This window comes from Paraliobacillus salinarum, assembly GCF_014083865.1.
Taxonomy (GTDB): Bacteria; Bacillota; Bacilli; order Bacillales; family Amphibacillaceae; genus Paraliobacillus; species Paraliobacillus salinarum.
In genome coordinates, this window is sequence record NZ_JACEFA010000003.1 from 1 (window position 1) to 22,179 (window position 22,179).

The following is a 22,179-nucleotide window of genomic DNA, read 5'->3' on the forward strand; positions in this document are numbered from 1 at the left end:
TATGTTTTTTCCTCATTAATCCCTCCACTCCAAATTTCTCAAATACCTTTACCCATCTTTTTAATGGTGAACTGCTTTTCATACCGTGCTTCCTTGCTAATATATCATAACCCAATTTTCCATCTTGATATTCTTTTACTAGCATTAATTTAAATTGTTCACTATATTTAGCCATAAAAATACACCCCAAAAGTTAGATTTTCACTCTAACTTTTGGGGTGCAGTACATAAAAGCAGCTCTTCTATTTTACAATGCATCTAACATATCGAATTGTGATTTAACTAAATCAAAATATTCGCCTTGATAATGCATTAACTCATCATGATTACCTTGTTCCAGCACTTTACCGTGTTCCAGTACAATTATTTTGTCTGCCTCTCTAATAGTAGACAGTCGGTGAGCAATCATTATAGCCGTTCTACCATGCAACAATTTTTTGAGGGCTTGTTGAATTCTCATTTCTGTTTCTGTATCAATACTTGCCGTTGCTTCATCTAAAATAAGAATTTTCGGATTAGCTAGCAACGCTCTTGCAAAAGATAATAATTGTCTTTCACCAGCTGATAAAATACTACCTCTCTCCTCAACCTCTGTGTCATACCCTTCCGCTAAACGCATGATAAAGTTATGAGCACCAACAACCTTCGCTGCATCCATCACTTCTTTATCTGTTGCTTCTGGTCTACCAAAACGGATGTTATCCATAATTGTACCACTAAAAATAAATGTATCCTGAAGAACAACACTAATATTTTTTCTAAGACTATCTAATTTCATATCTCTCAGATCATTGCCGTCGATTTTGACACTTCCCTTTGTCGGGTCATAAAAACGACTAATTAAGTTGGCGATAGTTGATTTCCCTGATCCAGTGTGACCTACAAGTGCAATCGTCTCCCCTGCTTTCATGTCCACTGAAATTTCATGTAATGCAATTCGATCATCATCATAAGAAAATTGAACATGATCAAATTCAATATGCCCCATCATGTCTGAGAACTCTCGTGCATCTGGTTTTTCTTCCACATTTGGTTGTTCATCTAAAAATTCAAATATTCGTTCAGATGACGCCATTGCAACAAGCAACTGATTATAAATTTGACCTAGCCTTGAAATAGGCTCCCAAAACATTCCTAAGAAGAATGCAAACGAAACAAAATCACCTATTTCTATCGTTCCATTAATTATTAGATGCGCACCATATGATATCAAGATTACTGTACCTATGGCATTACTCATTTCAACAAAGGGACCAAAATAGGCACTTTTTTTCATTGCTAGACGTTCTTTCTCAAAGTTATCAGAGTTTACTCCATTAAAAAACTCTGTATTCTCTTTCTCTTGTGAAAAAGACTGGGTAATTCGAATCCCTTGTAAACTCTCATTTAAATGTGAATTTAAACGAGACTTCTGTATGCGTACATCTTGCCATGAACGTCGAATATTTCTTCGTAGCTTCGTTGAAATATAAAACATGATTGGCAAGATAACTAATACAGCAATAGCTAGTTGTGGACTCAATGAGAATAAAATAATAATTATCCCTACTAGCATGATGATGTCTGTTAATAAGTTGATAATACCATTAGTAAATAATTCTTGAAGCGAGTTTACATCATTTAGAATACGAACTAAAATCGAGCCTGCTGATCGTTTATCAAAAAAATTATGAGACAAACGCTGGACATGTGAAAAGAGTTGCTTTCTTAAATCATGTATTACTTTTTGTCCTAATATATTGACTAGCTTTATTCGATAACGATTTCCAACATAACTAATTAAATATAGAACAGAAATAATAATTACTAAGTAAGACAATAGCGTAGTATCTTTATTAGCTATTGCTTCATCAATAACTACCTTACCAATTAAAATAGGTACAGCTAACCTTACAAGCGTAGAAACAAGCATTGCTAACATAGCTAGCGGTAAAATATTTTTGGCATATGGTTTAACATATGCAAGCAGCCTTGTCATCTGCCTCCAGTTGAAAGGTTTTTCGACTGCTTGATCTAACGGATAATAAAAACGTTTTAAATGTGTGCTTTTCTCTCTGTTTGTTTGTTGTTCTACCAATTGCTTCCCTCCTTTTTAACCCGATATATTCATTATCTCTTCTTTATCTTGATATTGAATGTCATAGATTCGTTGATATGGGCCATTATTTTCAACTAATTCTTCATGTTTACCCTGTTCAATTATTTGCCCTTCCTCTAGCACCAATATTTCATCTGCATGCTTTAAAGATGAGATGCGGTGCGCAATGATAAATGTCGTTCTACCCTGCATAACTTCTTTTAGAGCTTTTTGAATTTTAAATTCTGTTTCCATATCTACAGCCGAAGTCGCATCATCCAAGATTAAAATTTTTGGATCAATTAAAATCGCTCTGGCAATAGCGATACGTTGTTTTTGCCCCCCAGAAAGACCCATTCCTCTTTCGCCGAGCATCGTCTCATATCCATTTGGCATTTCCATAATAAAATCATGAGCTTGCGCGCGTTTCGCTGCCGCAATTATATCTTCCATTTTCGCTTCAGGATTTCCATATGCAATATTCTCTTTAATCGTTGTTGAAAACAAGAACGATTCTTGTAAAACAAAGCCAATTTGCTTTCTTAAAAATTTCAAACTATAGTTTTTCGTTGACTGCTCATCAATATAGACATTTCCTTTTACTGGATCATAAAATCTAGTCATTAATTGTGTAATACTTGTTTTTCCAGCACCGGTTGCACCAATTAAGCCCATTACTTTTCCTGGAGGGGCGTCAAATGAAATATCCTTTAGAGCTTTATCATCTTCATCGACATACTTTAATGTGACATGATCAAACCTTACATGTCCTTTGATTTCACCAGATGAAATCGCATCTTCTTTTTCCTGTGTATCTTCTTCTGCTTCTAATATTTCTAACAACCTTTCTCCTGCTGCTTTTGCTTGGGAAAATTGGTTTACAATAAATCCTAGTTGGACAAGTGGACCTAATATATAATTCACTAAACTGAAAAAGGCGATTAGCTTACCTAATGATAAATCACCATTCATTACTAAAAATCCACCATAAATAAGTAATGCAACCATTGAAACGTTACCAATAAACTCCATAAACGGGAAGTATTTCGCCCAAATATTAGATGTCTTTATATTCACTTCACGATAATTTTCATTATTTACAGTAAAACGATCAATTTCAAAATCTTCCTTAGATAAGGATTTAACCGTATTCATCCCACTAACATTTTCTTGTATACGGGTATTTAATTTACCTAATGACTTTCTGACTGTACGAAACGCTGGATGTACTTTCTGATCGAACTTATAAACAACAACCGCTAAAAATGGCATAGCTGCCATTGTCACTAACGCTAAAGGAACAGAGTAAAAGAACATGACAGACAAGCTAATTACGATTAGTAATACAATCCGAATTAGTTCTTTTAAACCAGCTGCTAAAAAGAATTTGAATCCTTCTACGTCCATTGTTAAACGAGACATTAAATCTCCTGTTCGCGCATTATCATAATAAGTAAAAGAAAGTCGTTGTAGCTTTTTATATAATCCATCTCTTAAGCTATAAACTGATGATACTCCAAACAAGTCTCCTAGATACTGCTGTGTAAAATTCGAAATACCTTTTATAACCATAATTAAAATAAAACCTATTGCTAAGTATGGTATTAAACTGTACTGCTCTTTTAATACAACATCATCTATCGTAATTTGTAATATTATTGGATAAACAACAGTGATCGCTGTAACTAAAATAACGAAAAATAATGAAGCAAAAAAATATTTCTTATAAGGCCAATAAAATTGCTTTAGTTTTTTGAAGGTTTCCAATCTCTTACCCTCCTCTTTTTTTTATTTTGTAATTACAAATATATCGAGTTCCGAAATAAATATCTACCCATCTGCTCTAATTTTTCTGATTTTTTTAAAAATCAGCCTTAAGACTGATAAATTTTTAACTAATTGTAAATTTTTTCATGAATAAACGTTTTCCAAAATGGGTATAGGTTGAATATCGCATCGTAATATAGTAAATTATCAACGGGGAATTTTTATTTATGACAACAGAAAGGGAGATTGTACATGACAGTTTTTGGAGTAGATTTAAGCAATTTTGTGGACACATACATGGCTATAGCTATTAAAATACTGATTTTGATCATAGCATATGCAATTATTAACCCACTAGGTAAGAAAGTAATATCAAAAACATTAAGAAGAACAATGAAGAAAGATCGAATCTCTGAAGGAAGAATAAAAACGTTAGAGAAGCTACTCATCAATATATATTCATATATATTAATTTTTATCTTTATTACAATGTTGTTTGGAATCTTCGACTTAGATTTAGGACCACTTCTAGCAACAGCTGGTGTATTAGGGCTTGCGATTGGATTTGGAGCTCAAGGATTAGTAAGTGATATTGTTACCGGTTTTTTCATTTTGTTAGAAAAACAAATTGAAGTAGATGAATATGTAAGTACAGCAGGGTATAGTGGCATTGTTGAAGAAGTAGGCTTACGTACAACAAAAATTCGGAGCTTCGATGGAACATTGAATTTTATTCCAAATCGTTTCATGGAAGGGGTAAGTAACCACTCACGCGGAACGATGCGTGCACTTGTAGATATCGGTATCAGTTATGATGATAATATTGATCACGCAATGGGTGTGCTTCAAAAAGTTTGTGATGAATTTCAACAGGATGAGCGCTTTGTTGAGGGGCCAGATGTGTTAGGCGTTCAAAGCTTTGGTTCTTCTGATGTTGTGCTACGCGTATTAGGGAAAACAGTCAATATGGAACAATGGGCTGCAGAACGTGACATTAGAAAACGTATTAAAGAGGAATTTGATGCAAATGGTATTGAAATTCCATTCCCACATCAAGTTAACATAACAAAACAAGCTTAATTAAAAAATAAAAGTGGTTTCTGATTTCAGAAACCACTTTTTCATTAGAATCGAGAGTCAACTTGTTGACAAACAGCATCAGCAGTCATTCCATTCGCATTAATGACCGCACCTTTGTATCCCGTATCTTGCATACCCATTACATTCTTATCTTGACCTGAAATAACACAACAATCGCATCCATTGACATCTGCTTCTTGTTTTAAATCAACAACCTCATATCCTTTTTGTTGTAATGCATCCTTTACATCCGTTAGTGTACCTTCAACTCCAACACGCTTCAAATTCATCCCTCCATTTCTATTTTAAATCAAGCTTAGTTTAAGCTTCACTAATACATTCTATTCAAAATAGAAATGAAACAGATAGTTACAATTGGCGGATAGTTGATTCAACAATAGCTACACCTTTAATTAGTGCCGCTTCATTAGGTTCTAATTTACTATGATGCAAACCATATTTAGATTCTACCCCTAACCAAAACATAAACCCAGGAATATCTCGCAAAAAGTAGCCAAAATCTTCTCCAGTCATTGCTGGATTTGCTTCTTGATAAGTTAAGTCAGAGTTATTTACAATTTCTTCAAACTTCGAAACATAACTTTCATTATTAAACACTTGATAATAATTAGATCCATAGTCAATTTGTATACTACAATGATGACTCTGTTCAAATCCTTTCGTTAGTCGTTCAATTGCCTTTTTCACGTCACTGATCGCTGATGGTTCTCCTGTACGAATGGTCCCTTCAAGACGTGCTTTTTCGGCAATTACATTTTGCACCGTTCCACCAGTAATCTTTCCAATTGTGATAACACTACTATCTATAGGGTTCACCTGTCTTGCTACGATGTGCTGTAGCTGTATCACAAATGTACTTGCAGCAACTACCATATCATGTGTTAGATGCGGATAAGCAGCATGACCACCTTTGCCGGTAAAATCTATGAAAAGCTCACTCGTATTAGCAAAAAGCAATCCCGGTCTTGTTGATACGGTTCCAACTGGCAGCTCCGGTGCAATATGCAGTCCAAAAATAACATCAGGCTTTACTGCTTGAAACTCCTTAGACTGTAACATTGGTAATGCACCACCAGGACCTTCTTCTGCTGGTTGAAAAATAAATAATACATCGTCATCGATTGGATCATTAGCTAATCGTTCTAAAGCCGCTAAAGCGATGGTCATATGAAAATCATGTCCACACGCATGCATTTGACCTCGATGCTGAGAAGCAAAATCTAAATTAGTTTCTTCTTTAATCGGTAATCCATCTATATCAGCTCGATAACCAATTACCTTTGATGGATTTCTACCCGAAACTTTTACTAAAATTCCTGTTTTCCAAATAGTAATTTCTAAATTTTGTTGATTAAAGTTTTTAATTTCAGCTAATAAATATGCTTGTGTTTTAAATTCCTTAAATCCTAATTCAGGAATTTGATGTAACTCTCGCCTAATTTGCTTTAATTGTTCTATGTTCATATGCTCAACCTCATTCATAATCTAATATTAGATATGATAAAAGCAGGAGAATATTATCTCCTGCTCAATTATCATCTACCTTACATTATTCTTCATCAAGCTTACGTAATGCTTGCATAACTTCTGTTTTTGCTTTCGTTTGATCATCAATTTTCTTTATCATTCTTGCAGGTGTGCCAGCAACTACTGTGTGAGGCTCAACATCTGATGTGACGATTGCGCCCGCAGCAACTACTGCTCCTTCTCCAACGGTTACTCCTTCAAGAACTACTGCATTTGCCCCAATTACAACACCATCTTCAATGACAACCGGTTTTGCTGAAGGTGGTTCAATTACTCCAGCTAGAACAGCACCTGCTCCAACATGGCAATTCTTACCCACTGTAGCTCTTCCACCAAGCGTAGCATTCATATCAATCATTGTTCCTTCACCGATAACAGAACCAATGTTGATCATCGCACCCATCATGATCACTGCTCCATCTCCAATTTCCACTTGGTCGCGAATAACAGCACCTGGTTCAATTCTAGCATTAATTCCTTTTAGATCTAATAAAGGAATAGCAGAGTTTCTACGATCATTTTCTAACACGTAATCCTGAATTTGTTCTTTATAAGTATTTAAAGCATTATTTATTACTTTCCATTCGCCAAAAAGCACGCCTGTATTTGATTGAACAAAAGCCTGAATTTCTTGATCAAAATCTATTTGATCTAAGTTTTCACCCTTCACATATACTTTTACTGGTGTAGACTTTGTACTATTAGAAATAAAAGAAATTATTTCCTTTGCATCCATCATGTTCATTATACATACCTCCAACATACGTTTCTTTTTTTACAACTCTATCAGAATAACATAAGCATTGACAAGTTATTTCATTTATCATTTAGTTGAAATAAAGCTTTATTAAGATGCAAATATTTATTTAGTTGCTTTAAAATTGCTCTTCTTGTTAAAATCCCATCAAAATACCCTTCATCATCCACAACACAGACAAATGGATAATCAATGACTGTTTTTAAGCATGTGAAGAAGTCGTCTTCTCTATTTAAACATGGAATAGTCTTGTTCATTACCTCGTGGACTTCAATCTCACTTAGTTTCTCCATTTCGAACCTTTCCAAACCAAGGATTCGATTTAAAATGACGTTCTTTCCAATTGTGCCTTTAAATTTATAGGATGTATCTAACACTGGAACAGCTGAATATCCCGATTTGACAAGGATCAACAATGCATGCTCAAGGGGATTATTCATTTGAACGTGAGCTACTTTCTCAGAAGCTATCATTAAGTGTTCTGCTTTCAAATCTAATAAAGTTAATTCTTGTATATTATTCATACCTTTCACTCCCTTTACTAACAGCTGAAGGAGTTCTTCATACTGATCATTCATCAGAATCACACATACAATAATATTTTAGCATATTTATGTAACTTAAACCAACTTTCGGCATATGAGAATAACATCTTTTTTCTATACATTTGGAAAGCGGAGAAAATTCTCTCTTACTTATATAGTTTTTTCAACTAGAAAATGTTAGAATAATGGTCAATTAGAAAAACTTGCTTTTTTAAATACATATGAATTAGTGTTTATTAACTATATTGAGCAGTCTGGAAACATCGTTTAAAAGGAAGGGAGGTTTCATTAATGAATATTGCAAGTGAGGAAGACTTGGATCAAATCGCCAAGGCTTTATTTGTTATTAATCGTCATGCTAAAACAGCACTTAATCCAAGAGAACTATATAATTTAAAAAAACGCGCAATTATTGAATTACTTAAAAATGGTGACGCACAAAAAATTGGATTACATTATTCTGATCATCCAAAATTAAGCCACCAGCACTCCACTCTTCTTGTCAAGGTGGGTAGCTATTATTTCCACATACTACCTAACAAACAGGATTTTAAAGAAGTTAAACATTTAGGGAAAACAGATAAAAACTATAGAAACCCAAAAACAAAAATGTCTCTAACACAGGCGAAAAAAATTATATGTTGTTATTTAAAAATTGATATACCTAAGCAAAAAAGAACTTATTCTTCCTATTACACTCCTTCTTCTTTAGGTAGTTGGAACACATCTTATTTTAAGAAAAGACGAAAAAGATAATGCTACCTTCGTTTTAAATAGACTAACAACAACTGTGTGACACGTATAATCATAACAATAATACCAAGTGAAACAATAGACAATAGCATGATAGAAATGGAACTAGGAATTACATCTATATGCTGTTGGTTTTGCATCGTTAACATGATATTTAAGAACAGCAAAATAGTTATTACATAAGTTGTGAAGTAATTCCAACCTAATCGCTGAAGCAGTCGAATGACTGGTTTAATGATGAAATATAATGTTATAAGAAGTACTACAAATATAATAAACCAAAGCTGTTCTTTCTCCATCAAAAGAAATGTCGTGTTTAGCTTGTCAATCCAACTGGCCAACAAGTAGAAAGGCATTTTAATAGAAATCATTACTACTTCTCCTTACTATATCATTATTATGATTATAGTATTCACTAGTAAATTGGCATTTATTCTTGATTATTAACTTTCGTTTATAAAATTTAGTAATGCATCGCTAATCTGCTCTGCTTGTCGATATCCGTCCATATATAAATGATGTAGCTTATCCTTGTTCCTTTCTACTCTACTAACCTTTAATGGTTGTTCTGGTTGAATAATAAACACTTCTCCATTCTTCTCCATATTTTCCAGATTTTCAATTGTTTGATTGTACTTCTCATGCCTTTGCTCCAATATACGTACTAACTCTGGATACTTTTTATATGTATGCTTTACTACTCTGTTGAATTTCAGCTTCTTTTTTATATAACCTTGATTCCTAGTTAAAATGACAACGTGCTTCTTGTTACCGTTTTGAATGGAAGCATTGATTGGGATTGGGTCGCTCACTCCACCATCCATTAGCTCAACCCCTTTATGCAAAACACTTTCAGATACGAACGGTAATGAGCTTGATGCTCGTACTATTTTAAATAATTCTTCTTTACTTTCAAATGAATCGTAATATACAGGTTCACCCGTATATATATCAGTTGTAGCAACAACTAACTTTTTGTTATTTTTTAAAAATGACTCATAATCGAATGGAACTAATTGATTGGGAAGTGTATCAAAGATAAAATCCATTCCGAATAATGGTTTTTTTGTTAATAAACGCTTAAATGATAAATATTCCGGGTGACTACTGTAATCTACAAATACTTTATAGTTTCGCCCTCTTTGATTTGCAACATAAGATGTGGCAACACAAGCGCCAACTGATGCACCAGCGACAAATGGAAAGTCTATTTGTTTATCGTGAAAATAATCTAAAACCCCAGCAGTATAGACTCCCCTCATTGCTCCACCTTCTAAAATCAAACCAATTTCCTGCATTTGTTTTACCTTCTTCCTTTTTTAATTATCTATTTTGTCATTTCACAGCTCGGCTATTCAATTTTTTTGGTGCATGTTATTTACTTATGGTATGATCGAATTACATGTGTTTTATACTTTTGTATTGTAATACGAACTATTTCCATTGTTTATATCACAACCTTATCATAAATTTATATTCGGTTGTGCTAATTCATTTATTTGTCTAAAGGAGCTTTAACTATGGAGCATTTACTAAATAAAAACGTAAAGGAAATTGAAATATCTGGAATTAGGAAGTTTTTCAATATGGTAAGCGATAAAAAAGACACGCTTTCTTTAACCATTGGACAGCCAGACTTCTACACGCCAGATCACATTAAAGAAGCAGCTAAACATGCAATTGATATGAACAAAACTACTTATACCCACAACGCTGGACTACTGCAACTACGGGAAGAGATTGCAAATGCGGTTCACGCAGATTATCAGTTAGAATACAATCCAAATAATGAAATAATTGTTACGGTTGGTGCATCGCAAGCAATTGATATTGCATTACGAACAATCATCGAAGTAGGTGATGAAGTTTTACTTCCCGGTCCAGTTTATCCAGGATATGAACCATTAATTAAACTTTCTGGTGGTAAACCAATATATATTGACACAACAGACTCAAACTTTAAAATAACGCCTGAAAAATTAAAAAAACACATTACAAGTAAAACGAAATGTGTCATTCTTCCTTATCCATCTAATCCAACCGGGGTCACGTTAATGAAAAAAGAGTTAGAAGAAATCGCAAAAGTAATTGAGCACGAGAATATATTTGTCATAGCTGATGAGATTTATAGTCAGCTTACTTACGATATACCTCATTATTCAATTGCTAGCATTAACGAACAAATGAAACAGAAAACAATTGTGATAAACGGGCTATCCAAATCACATGCAATGACAGGTTGGCGTATCGGTTATACATTAGCCCCTTCTTGGCTCACACAACATATGCTTAAAGTTCATCAGTACAATGTTTCTTGTGCGACATCAATCAGTCAGTACGCTGCTATTGAAGCTTTGACCAATGGGAAACAAGATCCAGTCACAATGAAACAGTCATATCATTCCAGAAGGGATTACGTGTATAATCGTTTGACTGATATGGGATTAGACGTCGTTAAACCAGACGGTGCATTTTATTTTTTTATAAAAATTGATACAAATTTATCTTCTTTTGATTTCGCATTAGATTTAGTTGAAGATGTTGGTCTAGCATTAGTACCCGGTAGTGCTTTTAGTAATTATGGAGAGGGATATTTACGCTTGTCATACGCCTATAGCATAGAAACATTAGAAGATGGGTTGAATCGATTGGAAGCCTTTTCAAAAAAACAATAATAACTTATTGAAGACTTTTGTTTATTTCATACTTGTTTAATAATAAATCTAGCTCTTGGCTTAAAAGGATTGATTCTTTGCTAGTAAACCCTTTAATAAGGGCAATCTCGATCATTCTTTTTCGAATTGTTTCTATTTGACTTAATGTCTTTCTAGCTTCAAATTTATTCAAATCGAGACTCCTCCTTAAAAATAAATGGTTAGAATACATTTAGTTTTTTCAAACATTACCAAGCGCATAGCAAAACCTGAAAAACTGTGATTGTTATTAATATACCCATTTTCAAAAAAATAAAAACCTTAACAGTCTATATTTATTACAATTCTAGGAGCTGGAAACATGAAAAATAAATTAGCTTTTTTTGCCATATTAAGTCTTAGTATGATTTTTGCTGCTTGCTCTTCCGATAGTGATCCTGCAATTGTCAAGGAGGAAATGACAAGTCCAGTTGAAGAAGGCGCAACTTTAGTTGAGGAAACAGATAAAAAAGATACAGAAGAGACGCAAATGACAATTGAATTTATGTTAGAGGAAGAACAATTAACGATTAACTTAAATAAAATTCCAATTCTAAAAAATTACTTAGCTCAAATAAGTGACAGAAAAAAAGAAATTGAGCAAATGGAAATCAATAAACTTGATATCCAGTCAACAGAATCTATTTATTTACTAGGATTCGCTAAAGCAAATGATCTTTATTCCTATTTGTTATTAGATCCTACCGACGAAGGACATTCATTTTTATTAACAGATCGCGCAAAATTCATCGAAGTTTTACCATCACCGGATAAAAACAAATTAATGTTTTACTTTGAACGTACAGTAAATGATAAACCTTGGAATTTAAATAAAATAATGGTATTGGACTTGCAAAGTTGGGGAAACAAGAAACTAACTTATCAGGAAGAAGTTATTGATGTAGATTTAAGCCAATTTAATACACCAATTTCTTCTGTAGACTGGATAGATGATACAACCATTCAAGCTTCTATACCTAATGTCGAGCAGCCAACAGAACAAGAACTAACAAATTGGTTCAACACAGGACAACCAATAAAACAAGTTGAACTTTCTATCAATAACAAATGAAAGATATAAAAAAAGCTAACTTTCACTGTAGAAATTAGCTTTTTTTATTTTATTTCTATATTTTTTTCAATTTTGATATTTACAACTTCGTCCTCTACATAAAACTGTGTGTGAACATATAAAGCATTTGATCCGTTTTCAAGAGGATGAAATATTTTTCTAGTTGGAGTCGTTCGATAAATATCACCAGGTTGGATCGTTTTACTGATAGGACTTCCAGTGAAATTACTTTTATTCGCTCCAAATGAAAGGTAAGTTAATGGTGTTCGATGCTTTAGTGTTACTGGCTCTTCTCCCACATACTCCAACGAATGTAAAATCCTTAATCCTTCTGCACCATTCTCCATCCTCATATGTAAAATGAAATCGCCTTCTTGTTTATGTATCACAACTGGCTCAGCTAATGCTGTTGTTGAACTAGCTCTTAACCAGAGTACTGTTCCAGAGCCTATCAATATAAGTATAAAAGACATGATTGCTAATCGCCTAATCACCAAACACCCTCCCTTCAACTATTTTCTATTCAATATATAAGACGTATTAATCTTCTAAAAAGTTTCACAATTATGTAAAAAAATAATAATTTGTCCAATTCACTAAATTCTTTACGTTTTTTTTATACCTTGCATAATTACATTGATTTAAACCAAACTAACTACACCTTTTCTTATATAAATTAAGAAAAAAATTCAAGAATATAGGTGATGACATGAAATACAAACTATTGACTTTTTTTTCCGCTTTACTTCTGCTAACTAGTTTGTTTGGATGTAACCAAAATAATGAATCAACAAATCAACTAGATAATGTCGAGAAAATTAATTACCAACAAACAACCAATTCAGATGTAACATACTATATTCGAAAAAAATTTGATTCCGTTTCAGATGTAAAAGCAATTGTTTATGACAAGGAATTAATTGTTGCGATAAAAGCAACTACTTTTCAACAAATCAATGAACAATCTATCGAAAAAAAAGTGAAGAAAAGTTTAGAAGAACAATTTAATTTTAAAGAAATTAACGTCTCTTCCGATCAAAAAATATTTATTGAGATAAATAAAATACATCAATCTCCCGAAAACTTAGAAAAGAAATTTAATCATATCAAAAAATTATTAAAAGATAACGCATAGAAAGAAGGTTTACATATATGGACAACTCACCTTCCACAACAAAAAAATCATATCAAAAAATAGCACAACAACAAGAACGTAAACGTCCTATTTTAAAGAATTGCATATACGCTTTCTTCTTTGGCGGATTAATTTGTACAATCGGACAAGGTATCTCTACTTTTTACATGTATTTTTTTGATTTCACTGAACAAACAGTAGGTAATCCTACAACCGCAACGTTAATCTTCATCACCATGTTATTAACAGGTTTTGGAGTCTATGATCACATAGCTCAGTTTGCTGGAGCGGGTACAGCAGTTCCGGTAACGGGTTTCGGTAATGCTGTAATTTCGGCAGCTATTGAACATCGATCAGAAGGCTTTGTTCAAGGTGTTGGAGGAAATATGTTTAAATTAGCCGGGTCTGTTATTTTATTCGGAGTATTTTCTGCGTTTGTTGTAGCATTAATAAAAACAATCTTATTAGAATGGGGCGTCATATAATGTTACGTGGTAAACAAACTTGGGAGTTCGAAAATCGTCCAACTATTATTTCAACTGGGATTACAGGAGGTCCATTCGAAGCAAAAGGTAACTTAACAGCCACATTTGATCAGTTGTATAATGATTTACGATTAGAACAAAATTCTTTTGAACAAGCTCATCAATTACTCCTTGAATCAGCATGTCAACACGCACTTAGAAAAAGTAATATAACCAAAGAAGCGGTTCAATTTTTAATTGCAGGGGATTTAATTAATCAAATTACTCCTACAAGCTTCACCGCTAGAACTTATCAAATCCCATATATAGGTACATTTAGTGCTTGCGCAACGTCAATGGAATCACTAGCACTGGCCGCCAACTTAATAAATTCAAACAATGCTAATTACGTGTTAACAGGATCAAGTAGCCATAACGCTGCAGTAGAAAAACAATTTAGATATCCAACAGAATATGGTGGTCAAAAGCCACCTACAGCTCAATGGACAGTTACAGGAGCGGGTGTAGGGTTATTAGCAAATAAAGGGGACGGACCAAAAGTTACAAGTGCAACCATCGGAAAAGTGGTTGATATGGGAATGACAGATCCCTTTAATATGGGAGAGGCAATGGCTCCAGCTGCAATTGATACAATAGCTACACACCTAATGGATCGCGGGATTGATGCTTCGTATTATGATTGTATTATTACTGGTGATTTAGCAGAAATAGGTAGATCCATTGCACTAGAGTTGGCCAAACAAAAAAATATCCTATTAAACACGGATACTTTTTTGGATTGCGGTTTAATGCTTTATAAGAAGGATCAACAAGTGTTCGCAGGTGCAAGCGGGTCTGGTTGCTCTGCTGTAGTAACTTATGGTCATTTAATCAATCAATTAAATGATAAAAAGTTAAACAAAATTTTAGTAGTTGCAACAGGTGCCCTATTATCACCTTTAACTGTACAACAAAAACAATCTATTCCTTGTATTGCACATGCAGTTTCAATCGAGAACGGAGGTCGATAAGCGATGGTTTTTTTATGGTCTTTTATAGTCGGTGGGATGATCTGTGTTATTGGACAACTCATGTTTGATGTTTTGAAATTGACGCCTGGACATACCTTAAGCATACTAGTAGTTGCAGGTGCGATCTTGAATGGTTTTGGTTTATATGAACCTTTAATTGATTTTGCTGGAGCTGGTGCAACTGTTCCGATCACTAGCTTTGGTAACTCTCTAGTGCATGGTGCATTACAAGAAGCAGAGAAACACGGATTAATAGGTGTAGTTACTGGTATGTTTGAAGTAACTAGTTCTGGAATTACAGCCGCAATTATTTTTGGGATGATTGGAGCAATATTTTTTAAACCAAAAGGATGACTAGAAGTTAAAATTACTTCTAGTCATTCTGAGCAACTTGTATCGCTATCTTACCGAATTGTTGTGCTTTTTGTAGATATTGAAATGCTTCTTTTGTTTCTTCCAGTACAAAAACACTGTCTACTATAGGGTGAATTTGATGCTTCTCAATAAATTGCAATAGATCGCGTAACTCTTCTCTATTCCCCATTGTTGAACCAAGCAATTGATATTGTCCATAGAAAAATTTACGGATATCAATGGTTACCTGATCTTCTGTTGTCGCACCGAAAGTAACGATTTTTCCTCCCCGTTTAAGTACGGATAAGGAACGATTAAACGTTGCTCTTCCTATACTATCTATAACTAAATCAATGGATTCGTCTTTGAGCTCTGCATTCCAATCTGCTTCTGTATCAATTGCTAGATCCGCCCCCAAAGCAATCGCTTTTGCTCTTTTTTCTGGAGATCGAGAAGTAACAATTACTCTAGCGCCAATCGCTTTCGCAAACTGAATGATATACGTTGCGACACCACTCCCAGCACCAGGTATAAATACGGTTGAGTTCGCACTAACATTCCCTTTTGTAAACAATGCTCGATACCCAGTTAAGGCAGATAATACTAAAACACCAGCTTCTTCCCAACTTAAATAACTTGGCTTTCTCTCAACATAGTTTTGATCAACCACATATTTTTCAGCAAATGTTCCATCATTTGGCATACCTACAATTTCAAATGACTTTGGTGGCGCGTCTGATTGATGTAACCAGCCTAGACCAGGATTTACGATTACTTCATCGCCCGGAGCAAAGTTTGTCACATTTTTTCCGACCTGTTCAATCACTCCAGCGCCATCTGAACCTAAAACTAATGGAGTAGAAACATTTCCTCTTCTTTCTGGAATATGTAAATCGCGATGGTTCAAACCAGCTACCTTAATAGCAATTTTCACCTCATTATCTTTAAGTGTAGGTTCTGGTATTTTCCTTATTAGAATACTTTCTTCCTCATGCACAAACGCTTTAATCATATTAACACTCCAAATCACTATTTTTGATTTCATGATTTAATTTTGTCATACTAATAATATCAATACTAGAAGAGGATGAATAACTTGTCAAAGTTAGCGACACATACATATATAATCGTTGATCGTAAAATTAAAGAAAATCAACAATGTATCACGCAAGATGAGTACACACTCACCTTGCATAATCATTGCATAGAAAGTTACAGCCAACAATACAATATTGACCATGTATATGATATGACCTATCGAAAAGTCAATATTAATTACTTTCTATATCTCCATACGAATAAAGGAGTAACTGCATTTCAAACAAAAGAAAATCCAAATGCTTTTGTGCAATCATTTAAACAAATCAAACATGCATAGAGTTATGTCATTTCTAATAGTTTGCTTCTAACTATTTTACAATGACATATTTATCATTTGCAGTTATATAATAAATATCACCTTTCGAATTTTTCACTTTGTATTGTTCACCATTTTCTACTTTTATTTTATCTACAATCTTTGGAAAACCGATCCCTTTGTTGATTGTGTTAACCAAGTATTGATCTCCCCAGCCCGGTTGACGATAATAACGTAATTCATCAACAATGCTTTCGACACGCCTCCCGATATACCATGCAGTTGGCTGCTCTCCTTCACCTGATATATTGGTCTTTTCTTTATATGGTGTGTTCGTTAGTAAACAGATCCCTTCAACGACTGCTTCTGCTAGCTTGATCCAATCTTTACTCAATTTCTTTTGATCTTGAATTGAATCAGCAAATCCATATTCAATAATAATTGTCTCTACCTGCCCTGTTTCTCGATGCATAAAGTAATAATCTCTTTTTTCATTGTTAGAAAGACTTCGAGTAAATACTCTTCTAACATTTTGATTTGCTTCTTTAATTTTCTTAGCTAAAACTCTTGCACGATTCCCATCTGTATGAATGGAATGAATCAACTCTGCACCGATGCCACCACCTGAATTAATGTGGTTAGAAATACAATATGTCGCTTTACTAAATATAACGCGATTTACCCGTTCTTCACTAGCAAGATATTTATCTGAATACCTAGTCATTTCTACAGGAATACCCAACTCTTGCAAACGCGCATATTGATATAATGAAATTCTCAAAACAAATTCCTTTTCTATCCATATTGAATTGCTACCACCACCGTTATCTTTTCCACCATGGCCAGGATCAATTATTATTATAGTGATCGCTCCTTTGTCTGTTAGTTATATACATCTACCATTCTACTTCGATAAACCATTTTTCCTTAGAACATCTAATTGTTTTTTACCCTTTTTGCTTACATAGTTATTGCCATACCAAGCATAGACCGATGATACAATAGTAAAGATCGTTGATATTACTTGCTCTACCAATTCTTCAGAAAAAGGAAGTGGTGATTTCCCAAACAAAACAAGCATTTGGTTAGCTAATGCCAATACAAGTAATGTTGTTCGAATGACCGTGCCTTTGTTCATATACTCCCTCCTCTATATTTAAAAGTTGCATCGATGCACTACAATATTTATAGTTTTTTTATCAAAAAATGGCACGGCATCTATCAATCTCAGCTACTCTTATGATAGAAACATCTAAACAATAAAGTGTCTATCTATAAAAGAATTGCATAATTTATTCATTGTTTTATAATAATAAATAAAATAACAAAAGCAGGAAGTATACTATGGATAAACTAAAAAAAGTTTTTTTTACTATTTCACCACCAAAAATCTTAGCAATTAGTTTTTTGGTTATTATAGCAACAGGTACATTACTGTTAAAATTACCAATATCAACTACAGAACCCTTAAGCTGGTTGGATGCATTATTTACCGCTACGTCGGCTACTACGGTTACCGGATTAATTGTTGTAGATACAGCGACCTCTTTTACTAGAATTGGTCAAATATTTATAATGATTATGATCCAATTAGGCGGGATTGGCTTAATGACCTTTGCTTTTTTCACTTTATTGATAATTGGTCGTAAAATATCACTGAAGCAACGACTGTTTTTATCAGAAAGTTTTAATCAAGATCATCCAGGTGGAATTATTCGTTTAATAAAATTATTGATGTTATTTGTTTTTATTGTAGAATTGACAGCCTTTTTTATTCTCTCCATCGTATGGATCCCTAAATACGGCTTTGGGGATGGCTTATTTCACAGCCTATTTCATACAATCTCAGCATTTAATAATGCAGGTTTTTCAACTTGGACGAACAATCTTATCGATCATGTGCACGACCCAATTATTAATCTTGTTATCACAGCTTTGTTTATTTTAGGTGGTCTAGGTTTTACGGTAATTGCTGATTTAAGATTAAATAAAAACTGGCGAGCATTGTCATTACATACAAAACTGATGTTATCAGGTACTTTAGTCATTAATGTAATATCTGTTCTTGTCTTATTTTCACTTGAATACAGCAATCCAAATACAATTGGACCCTTTAACGACTTTAATAAATTAATTGCTTCTTATTTTCAAGCCGTTGCACCTCGAACTGCTGGATTTAATACAATCGACATTGCATCAATGGAAGACGCTTCTTTAATGTATACCATGCTATTAATGTTTATTGGTGGCGGTACAGGTTCAACAGCAAGTGGAGTTAAACTAACTACTGTCATTGTAGTTATTTTAGCTACCTATTCTTTCTTAACTACTAAAGAAGAACCTGTCATTTTTGAACGAAGCATTTCTAGAGAAGTTATTACTCGCTCTCTATCGATTGTTAGTATAGGAATAGTAATTGTTTTCACCTTTACTTTTTTGTTAACCATTTCGGAAAATGCACCTTTCTTATCTATCCTTTTTGAAGTTATATCTGCGTTTGGTACGGTTGGACTGTCTACTGGATTAACTGGAAGCTTATCTGTGACTGGAAAGCTATTAATTATACTATTAATGTTTATTGGTAGGCTCGGACCATTAACTTTTGCCTTTTTATTAGCCAAACCGCATCAAACAAATATCCGCTATCCAAAAGGAAATATCTATACTGGATAACAAGACAAGCTACCACTCTTGATAGCTTGTTTTTATTTTTTTGCCCATTTTTTAAAAATATCAGAAAATTTTCACTAAACCTGTTGACCTTCTTTAAAATTAATTGTATGATTGTCGACAACCAAATAAATAATTTATTCGTAATTGTTAAACAATTAATAATCAGAATTTTTCCAACTATAAAAATTTTGTTTAGAGTAAACTATTTTTAAACTTTAAAACTAAATAGGATTTAAATCATTGATGAGAAAAAAGGAATAAAAGTTTTGTATTCACAGAGAGCCGGGGTTGCTGGAAGCCCGGAAATACAAATTATTCTGACATCGTCTCGGAGTGTTAAATGGAACAGGTGAAACTAAGTATATTTAACCGGGTGTATTGAAAACACTCGTTATTAAAAATCGAAGCTATTTGCTTAACCAAATAGCTTCCTAAGACAGTATCTGTAAAGGTACTGTAAATCAGGGTGGTACCGTGAAAAGTTAGACCTTTTCTCCCTTGTAATGCTGAATATATCGGCTTTATTAGGAGAGAAAGGTCTTTTTTAATTATAACAGGTTAGAAAAAGGTAATTTAATACTCTTAGGAGGGATAAAATGGTACAAACAAAAAACATGCAAGAGAAAAAAGTTACTACTTCACATCATGCACCAAAAACGGGAGCCGACTTATTAGTTGAATCGCTTATTGAAGCTAATGTAGATACTTTATTTGGTTATCCGGGAGGAGCAGTACTGCCAATCTTTGATGCATTATATAAAGCCAAAAAATCTTTTAACCAAGTGTTGGCTCGTCACGAACAAGGATCTATTCATGCTGCTGAAGGATACGCTCGTGTTTCCGGTAAACCTGGTGTTGTTATCGCTACTTCTGGACCCGGAGCTACTAACTTAGTTACCGGAATAGCTGATGCAATGATGGATTCTATCCCACTAGTTGTATTCACTGGACAGGTAGCACAAAACGTTATTGGAACAGATGCCTTTCAAGAAGCAGATGTAATGGGGATTACAACACCCATTACAAAGCATAATTATCAAGTCCGTTCAATTAGTGATTTGCCTAGAGTAATTAAAGAAGCGTTTCATATTGCTTCTACAGGCCGACCAGGTCCAGTTGTGGTTGATATTCCAAAAGATCTTGCCGCAAACCCTTGCAGCGATCAATATGATACAGATTTTTACTTACCAGGTTATCAACCAACAACGAAGCCAAATCCAATGCAAATAAAAAAACTAGCTGATGCACTTCAAACAGCAAAAAAACCTATCATACTTGCAGGTGCCGGTGTAATTATTGGAAAAGCGACAAACGAATTATTTAAGTTTGCAGAACAACACCAAATTCCTGTTACTTCAACCCTACTTGGTTTGGGAGCCTTTCCTGGAACACATGAGTTATTTTTAGGGATGGCGGGTATGCACGGAACTTACACATCCAATAATGCGCTATATGAATGTGATCTTTTAATCAACATTGGAGCAAGGTTTGATGATCGATTAACAGGAAACTTAGATCACTTTGCCCCATCAGCAATTGTTGCTCACGTGGATATTGATCCCGCTGAAATTGGTAAGAACATTACCACGCATATACCTGTTGTTTCGGATTCAAAAAATGCTCTAACCTTAATGCTTAAGCAAATCAACAGTTCAGGTGATTATCACGAATGGCTAACATACGTACAGGAAAATAAAAAAGAATATCCATTGTGGTACAAACAACCGAAAGAAGGCATGATTGGTCAATGGGTTATCGAACAAGTTTACAAAGCTACAAAAGGAGAAGCAATTGTTGCAACTGATGTTGGACAGCACCAAATGTGGGCGGCTCAATACTACAAGTTTAATAGACCAAATCGTTGGCTTACATCTGGTGGACTAGGAACGATGGGGTTTGGTTTCCCAGCTGCTATTGGTGCACAGTTAGCAGCACCAAACGATAAAGTTGTAGCTATTGTTGGTGATGGTGGTTTTCAAATGACATTGCAAGAGCTCTCTATTCTCCAGGAAAGAAAGCTACCAGTTAAAGTTATTATCGTCAATAACGCTGCATTAGGCATGGTTAGACAATGGCAAGAAACATTTTACGAAGAGCGTTATTCTGAGTCTATTTTTTCAATACAACCAGACTTTGTAAAGCTAGCTGAAGCATATGACATCAAAGGAGCCAAGTTTGAAACAGAGCAAGAACTAATAGAGCAACTCCCTTCCCTTCTTGCAGATGAAGGACCTGCTCTTATTGATGCCCGTGTGTTGCAACAAGAAAATGTTTATCCAATGATTGCACCTGGTAAAGGAATTCATGAAATGATAGGAGTGAAACCATGAAACGCATCATAACCGCAACCGTGCAAAATCGAAGTGGTGTACTCAATCGTATCACCGGATTACTTCAAAAACGGCAATTCAATATTGAAAGCATTTCTGTCGGTCGTACTGAAGTCGAAGGAATTTCTAAGATGACTTTTGTTGTAGAAATTGAAGACAATCAAAAATTAGAGCAAGTAACAAAACAATTAAACAAGCAAATTGATGTTTTAAAGGTATCTGATATTACAGATAAAGCAATTGTCGCGCGCGAGCTGGCGCTAATAAAAATCGTTAGCAACAGTCAGCTTCGATCAGAAATACAAGGAATTATTGAACCATTTAGAGCAACTGTTATTGATGTAAGTAAAGACACCTTGTCTGTCCAGGTTACTGGAAAATCAGATAAAGTCGAGGCATTAATCGACTTATTACGCCCTTATGGGATTAAGGAATTAGCTAGAACTGGTGTTACCGCATTTTTAAGAGGGCAACAGCCACAGCAATCACAAGAAAATATACCATTTTCTTTATTACATTAAGAAGTTAAATGAATCAATCATT

The 22,179-nt window shown here is 34.2% G+C and carries 26 protein-coding genes; 12 read left to right on the forward strand and 14 right to left on the reverse strand.

The annotated features are described in order from the left end of the window. From HP569_RS14595 to HP569_RS04050, 3 genes are all read right to left on the reverse strand, one after another. Window positions 1–175 (reverse strand): transposase (locus tag HP569_RS14595; protein ID WP_182199881.1); only part of this gene is annotated, 175 nt, incomplete at its 3' end. Between the two features lie 72 nt (window positions 176–247). Then, complete coding sequence (locus tag HP569_RS04045) at window positions 248–2,077, reverse strand: ABC transporter ATP-binding protein (RefSeq protein ID WP_182199882.1); 1,830 nt, start codon at window positions 2,075–2,077, stop codon at window positions 248–250. A 15-nt stretch (window positions 2,078–2,092) separates the two neighbouring features. Continuing rightward, a complete protein-coding gene (locus HP569_RS04050) occupies window positions 2,093–3,844 on the reverse strand; it encodes an ABC transporter ATP-binding protein (protein ID WP_182199883.1) in 1,752 nt (583 codons plus the stop codon). Between the two features lie 252 nt (window positions 3,845–4,096). On the opposite strand from HP569_RS04050, the gene HP569_RS04055 reads away from it, so the two are divergent. Further along, window positions 4,097–4,924, forward strand: a complete 828-nt coding sequence (locus HP569_RS04055) for a mechanosensitive ion channel family protein (protein WP_182199884.1) — start codon at window positions 4,097–4,099, stop codon at window positions 4,922–4,924. A 44-nt stretch (window positions 4,925–4,968) separates the two neighbouring features. On the opposite strand, the gene HP569_RS04060 is transcribed toward HP569_RS04055, so the two are convergent. From HP569_RS04060 to cbpB, 4 genes are all read right to left on the reverse strand, one after another. Further along, on the reverse strand, window positions 4,969–5,208 hold the full coding sequence (locus tag HP569_RS04060) for a YkuS family protein (protein WP_182199885.1): 240 nt from the start codon (window positions 5,206–5,208) through the stop codon (window positions 4,969–4,971). 85 nt (window positions 5,209–5,293) lie between these two features. Further along, window positions 5,294–6,409: an N-acetyldiaminopimelate deacetylase gene (locus HP569_RS04065; protein WP_182199886.1), complete on the reverse strand. Its 1,116-nt coding sequence runs from the start codon at window positions 6,407–6,409 to the stop codon at window positions 5,294–5,296. An 85-nt stretch (window positions 6,410–6,494) separates the two neighbouring features. Beyond that, complete coding sequence (gene dapD, locus HP569_RS04070; RefSeq protein WP_182199887.1) at window positions 6,495–7,217, reverse strand: 2,3,4,5-tetrahydropyridine-2,6-dicarboxylate N-acetyltransferase; 723 nt, start codon at window positions 7,215–7,217, stop codon at window positions 6,495–6,497. 71 nt (window positions 7,218–7,288) lie between these two features. Then, window positions 7,289–7,753 (reverse strand): cyclic-di-AMP-binding protein CbpB, encoded by a 465-nt coding sequence (gene cbpB, locus HP569_RS04075; RefSeq protein ID WP_182199888.1) that lies wholly within the window; start codon window positions 7,751–7,753, stop codon window positions 7,289–7,291. A 312-nt stretch (window positions 7,754–8,065) separates the two neighbouring features. Here cbpB and HP569_RS04080 point away from each other — a divergent pair, with 312 nt between their 5' ends. Then, window positions 8,066–8,530, forward strand: a complete 465-nt coding sequence (locus HP569_RS04080) for a YkyB family protein (RefSeq protein WP_182199889.1) — start codon at window positions 8,066–8,068, stop codon at window positions 8,528–8,530. A 2-nt stretch (window positions 8,531–8,532) separates the two neighbouring features. Here the strand turns inward: HP569_RS04080 and HP569_RS04085 are convergent, their stop codons facing one another. Then, window positions 8,533–8,898, reverse strand: a complete 366-nt coding sequence (locus HP569_RS04085) for a hypothetical protein (protein WP_182199890.1) — start codon at window positions 8,896–8,898, stop codon at window positions 8,533–8,535. 72 nt (window positions 8,899–8,970) lie between these two features. Further along, the gene (locus HP569_RS04090; protein ID WP_182199891.1) at window positions 8,971–9,825 is read right to left on the reverse strand and encodes a patatin-like phospholipase family protein; all 855 of its coding nucleotides are present in this window, start codon (window positions 9,823–9,825) and stop codon (window positions 8,971–8,973) included. 222 nt (window positions 9,826–10,047) lie between these two features. On the opposite strand from HP569_RS04090, the gene HP569_RS04095 reads away from it, so the two are divergent. After that, on the forward strand, window positions 10,048–11,202 hold the full coding sequence (locus HP569_RS04095; RefSeq protein ID WP_182199892.1) for an aminotransferase A: 1,155 nt from the start codon (window positions 10,048–10,050) through the stop codon (window positions 11,200–11,202). A gap of 4 nt (window positions 11,203–11,206) precedes the next feature. Here the strand turns inward: HP569_RS04095 and HP569_RS04100 are convergent, their stop codons facing one another. Continuing rightward, window positions 11,207–11,374: a Spo0E family sporulation regulatory protein-aspartic acid phosphatase gene (locus HP569_RS04100; protein WP_246366914.1), complete on the reverse strand. Its 168-nt coding sequence runs from the start codon at window positions 11,372–11,374 to the stop codon at window positions 11,207–11,209. 168 nt (window positions 11,375–11,542) lie between these two features. Here HP569_RS04100 and HP569_RS04105 point away from each other — a divergent pair, with 168 nt between their 5' ends. Next, window positions 11,543–12,292 carry a hypothetical protein gene (locus HP569_RS04105; RefSeq protein ID WP_182199894.1) on the forward strand — a complete coding sequence of 250 codons (750 nt, stop codon included), beginning with the start codon at window positions 11,543–11,545 and terminating at the stop codon, window positions 12,290–12,292. 44 nt (window positions 12,293–12,336) lie between these two features. On the opposite strand, the gene HP569_RS04110 is transcribed toward HP569_RS04105, so the two are convergent. Continuing rightward, window positions 12,337–12,786, reverse strand: a complete 450-nt coding sequence (locus HP569_RS04110) for a hypothetical protein (RefSeq protein ID WP_182199895.1) — start codon at window positions 12,784–12,786, stop codon at window positions 12,337–12,339. A 215-nt stretch (window positions 12,787–13,001) separates the two neighbouring features. Here HP569_RS04110 and HP569_RS04115 point away from each other — a divergent pair, with 215 nt between their 5' ends. Genes HP569_RS04115 through spoVAE form a run of 4 tightly spaced genes read left to right on the forward strand, consistent with a single transcriptional unit; the run spans window position 13,002 to window position 15,276 of the window. Continuing rightward, window positions 13,002–13,427, forward strand: coding sequence for a YhcN/YlaJ family sporulation lipoprotein (locus tag HP569_RS04115; protein WP_182199896.1), 426 nt, complete (start codon window positions 13,002–13,004; stop codon window positions 13,425–13,427). Between the two features lie 17 nt (window positions 13,428–13,444). After that, window positions 13,445–13,912: a stage V sporulation protein AC gene (gene spoVAC / locus HP569_RS04120; RefSeq protein ID WP_182199897.1), complete on the forward strand. Its 468-nt coding sequence runs from the start codon at window positions 13,445–13,447 to the stop codon at window positions 13,910–13,912. After that, window positions 13,912–14,922, forward strand: a complete 1,011-nt coding sequence (spoVAD, locus tag HP569_RS04125) for a stage V sporulation protein AD (protein ID WP_182199898.1) — start codon at window positions 13,912–13,914, stop codon at window positions 14,920–14,922. Before spoVAC ends, spoVAD begins: the two co-directional genes overlap by 1 nt. 3 nt (window positions 14,923–14,925) lie before the next feature. Continuing rightward, window positions 14,926–15,276: a stage V sporulation protein AE gene (gene spoVAE / locus HP569_RS04130; RefSeq protein ID WP_182199899.1), complete on the forward strand. Its 351-nt coding sequence runs from the start codon at window positions 14,926–14,928 to the stop codon at window positions 15,274–15,276. 19 nt (window positions 15,277–15,295) lie between these two features. Here spoVAE and HP569_RS04135 read toward each other — a convergent pair whose 3' ends face one another. Further along, on the reverse strand, window positions 15,296–16,285 hold the full coding sequence (locus HP569_RS04135) for a zinc-binding dehydrogenase (RefSeq protein WP_182200145.1): 990 nt from the start codon (window positions 16,283–16,285) through the stop codon (window positions 15,296–15,298). A gap of 87 nt (window positions 16,286–16,372) precedes the next feature. Between HP569_RS04135 and HP569_RS04140 the strand changes: the two genes are divergently transcribed. Continuing rightward, window positions 16,373–16,654 carry a hypothetical protein gene (locus HP569_RS04140; protein WP_182199900.1) on the forward strand — a complete coding sequence of 94 codons (282 nt, stop codon included), beginning with the start codon at window positions 16,373–16,375 and terminating at the stop codon, window positions 16,652–16,654. Between the two features lie 31 nt (window positions 16,655–16,685). Here the strand turns inward: HP569_RS04140 and HP569_RS14510 are convergent, their stop codons facing one another. Together HP569_RS14510 and HP569_RS04150 are read right to left on the reverse strand one after the other, a co-directional pair. Next, a complete protein-coding gene (locus HP569_RS14510) occupies window positions 16,686–17,501 on the reverse strand; it encodes an N-acetylmuramoyl-L-alanine amidase family protein (protein ID WP_343051104.1) in 816 nt (271 codons plus the stop codon). Between the two features lie 36 nt (window positions 17,502–17,537). After that, window positions 17,538–17,771 carry a phage holin gene (locus HP569_RS04150; RefSeq protein WP_182199901.1) on the reverse strand — a complete coding sequence of 78 codons (234 nt, stop codon included), beginning with the start codon at window positions 17,769–17,771 and terminating at the stop codon, window positions 17,538–17,540. Between the two features lie 206 nt (window positions 17,772–17,977). Here HP569_RS04150 and HP569_RS04155 point away from each other — a divergent pair, with 206 nt between their 5' ends. From HP569_RS04155 to ilvN, 3 genes are all read left to right on the forward strand, one after another. Next, window positions 17,978–19,306 carry a TrkH family potassium uptake protein gene (locus tag HP569_RS04155; RefSeq protein ID WP_182199902.1) on the forward strand — a complete coding sequence of 443 codons (1,329 nt, stop codon included), beginning with the start codon at window positions 17,978–17,980 and terminating at the stop codon, window positions 19,304–19,306. 596 nt (window positions 19,307–19,902) lie between these two features. Beyond that, a complete protein-coding gene (gene ilvB, locus HP569_RS04160; RefSeq protein WP_182199903.1) occupies window positions 19,903–21,636 on the forward strand; it encodes an acetolactate synthase large subunit in 1,734 nt (577 codons plus the stop codon). After that, window positions 21,633–22,157: an acetolactate synthase small subunit gene (ilvN, locus tag HP569_RS04165; RefSeq protein WP_182199904.1), complete on the forward strand. Its 525-nt coding sequence runs from the start codon at window positions 21,633–21,635 to the stop codon at window positions 22,155–22,157. Before ilvB ends, ilvN begins: the two co-directional genes overlap by 4 nt. Window positions 22,158–22,179: the final 22 nt, after the last annotated feature.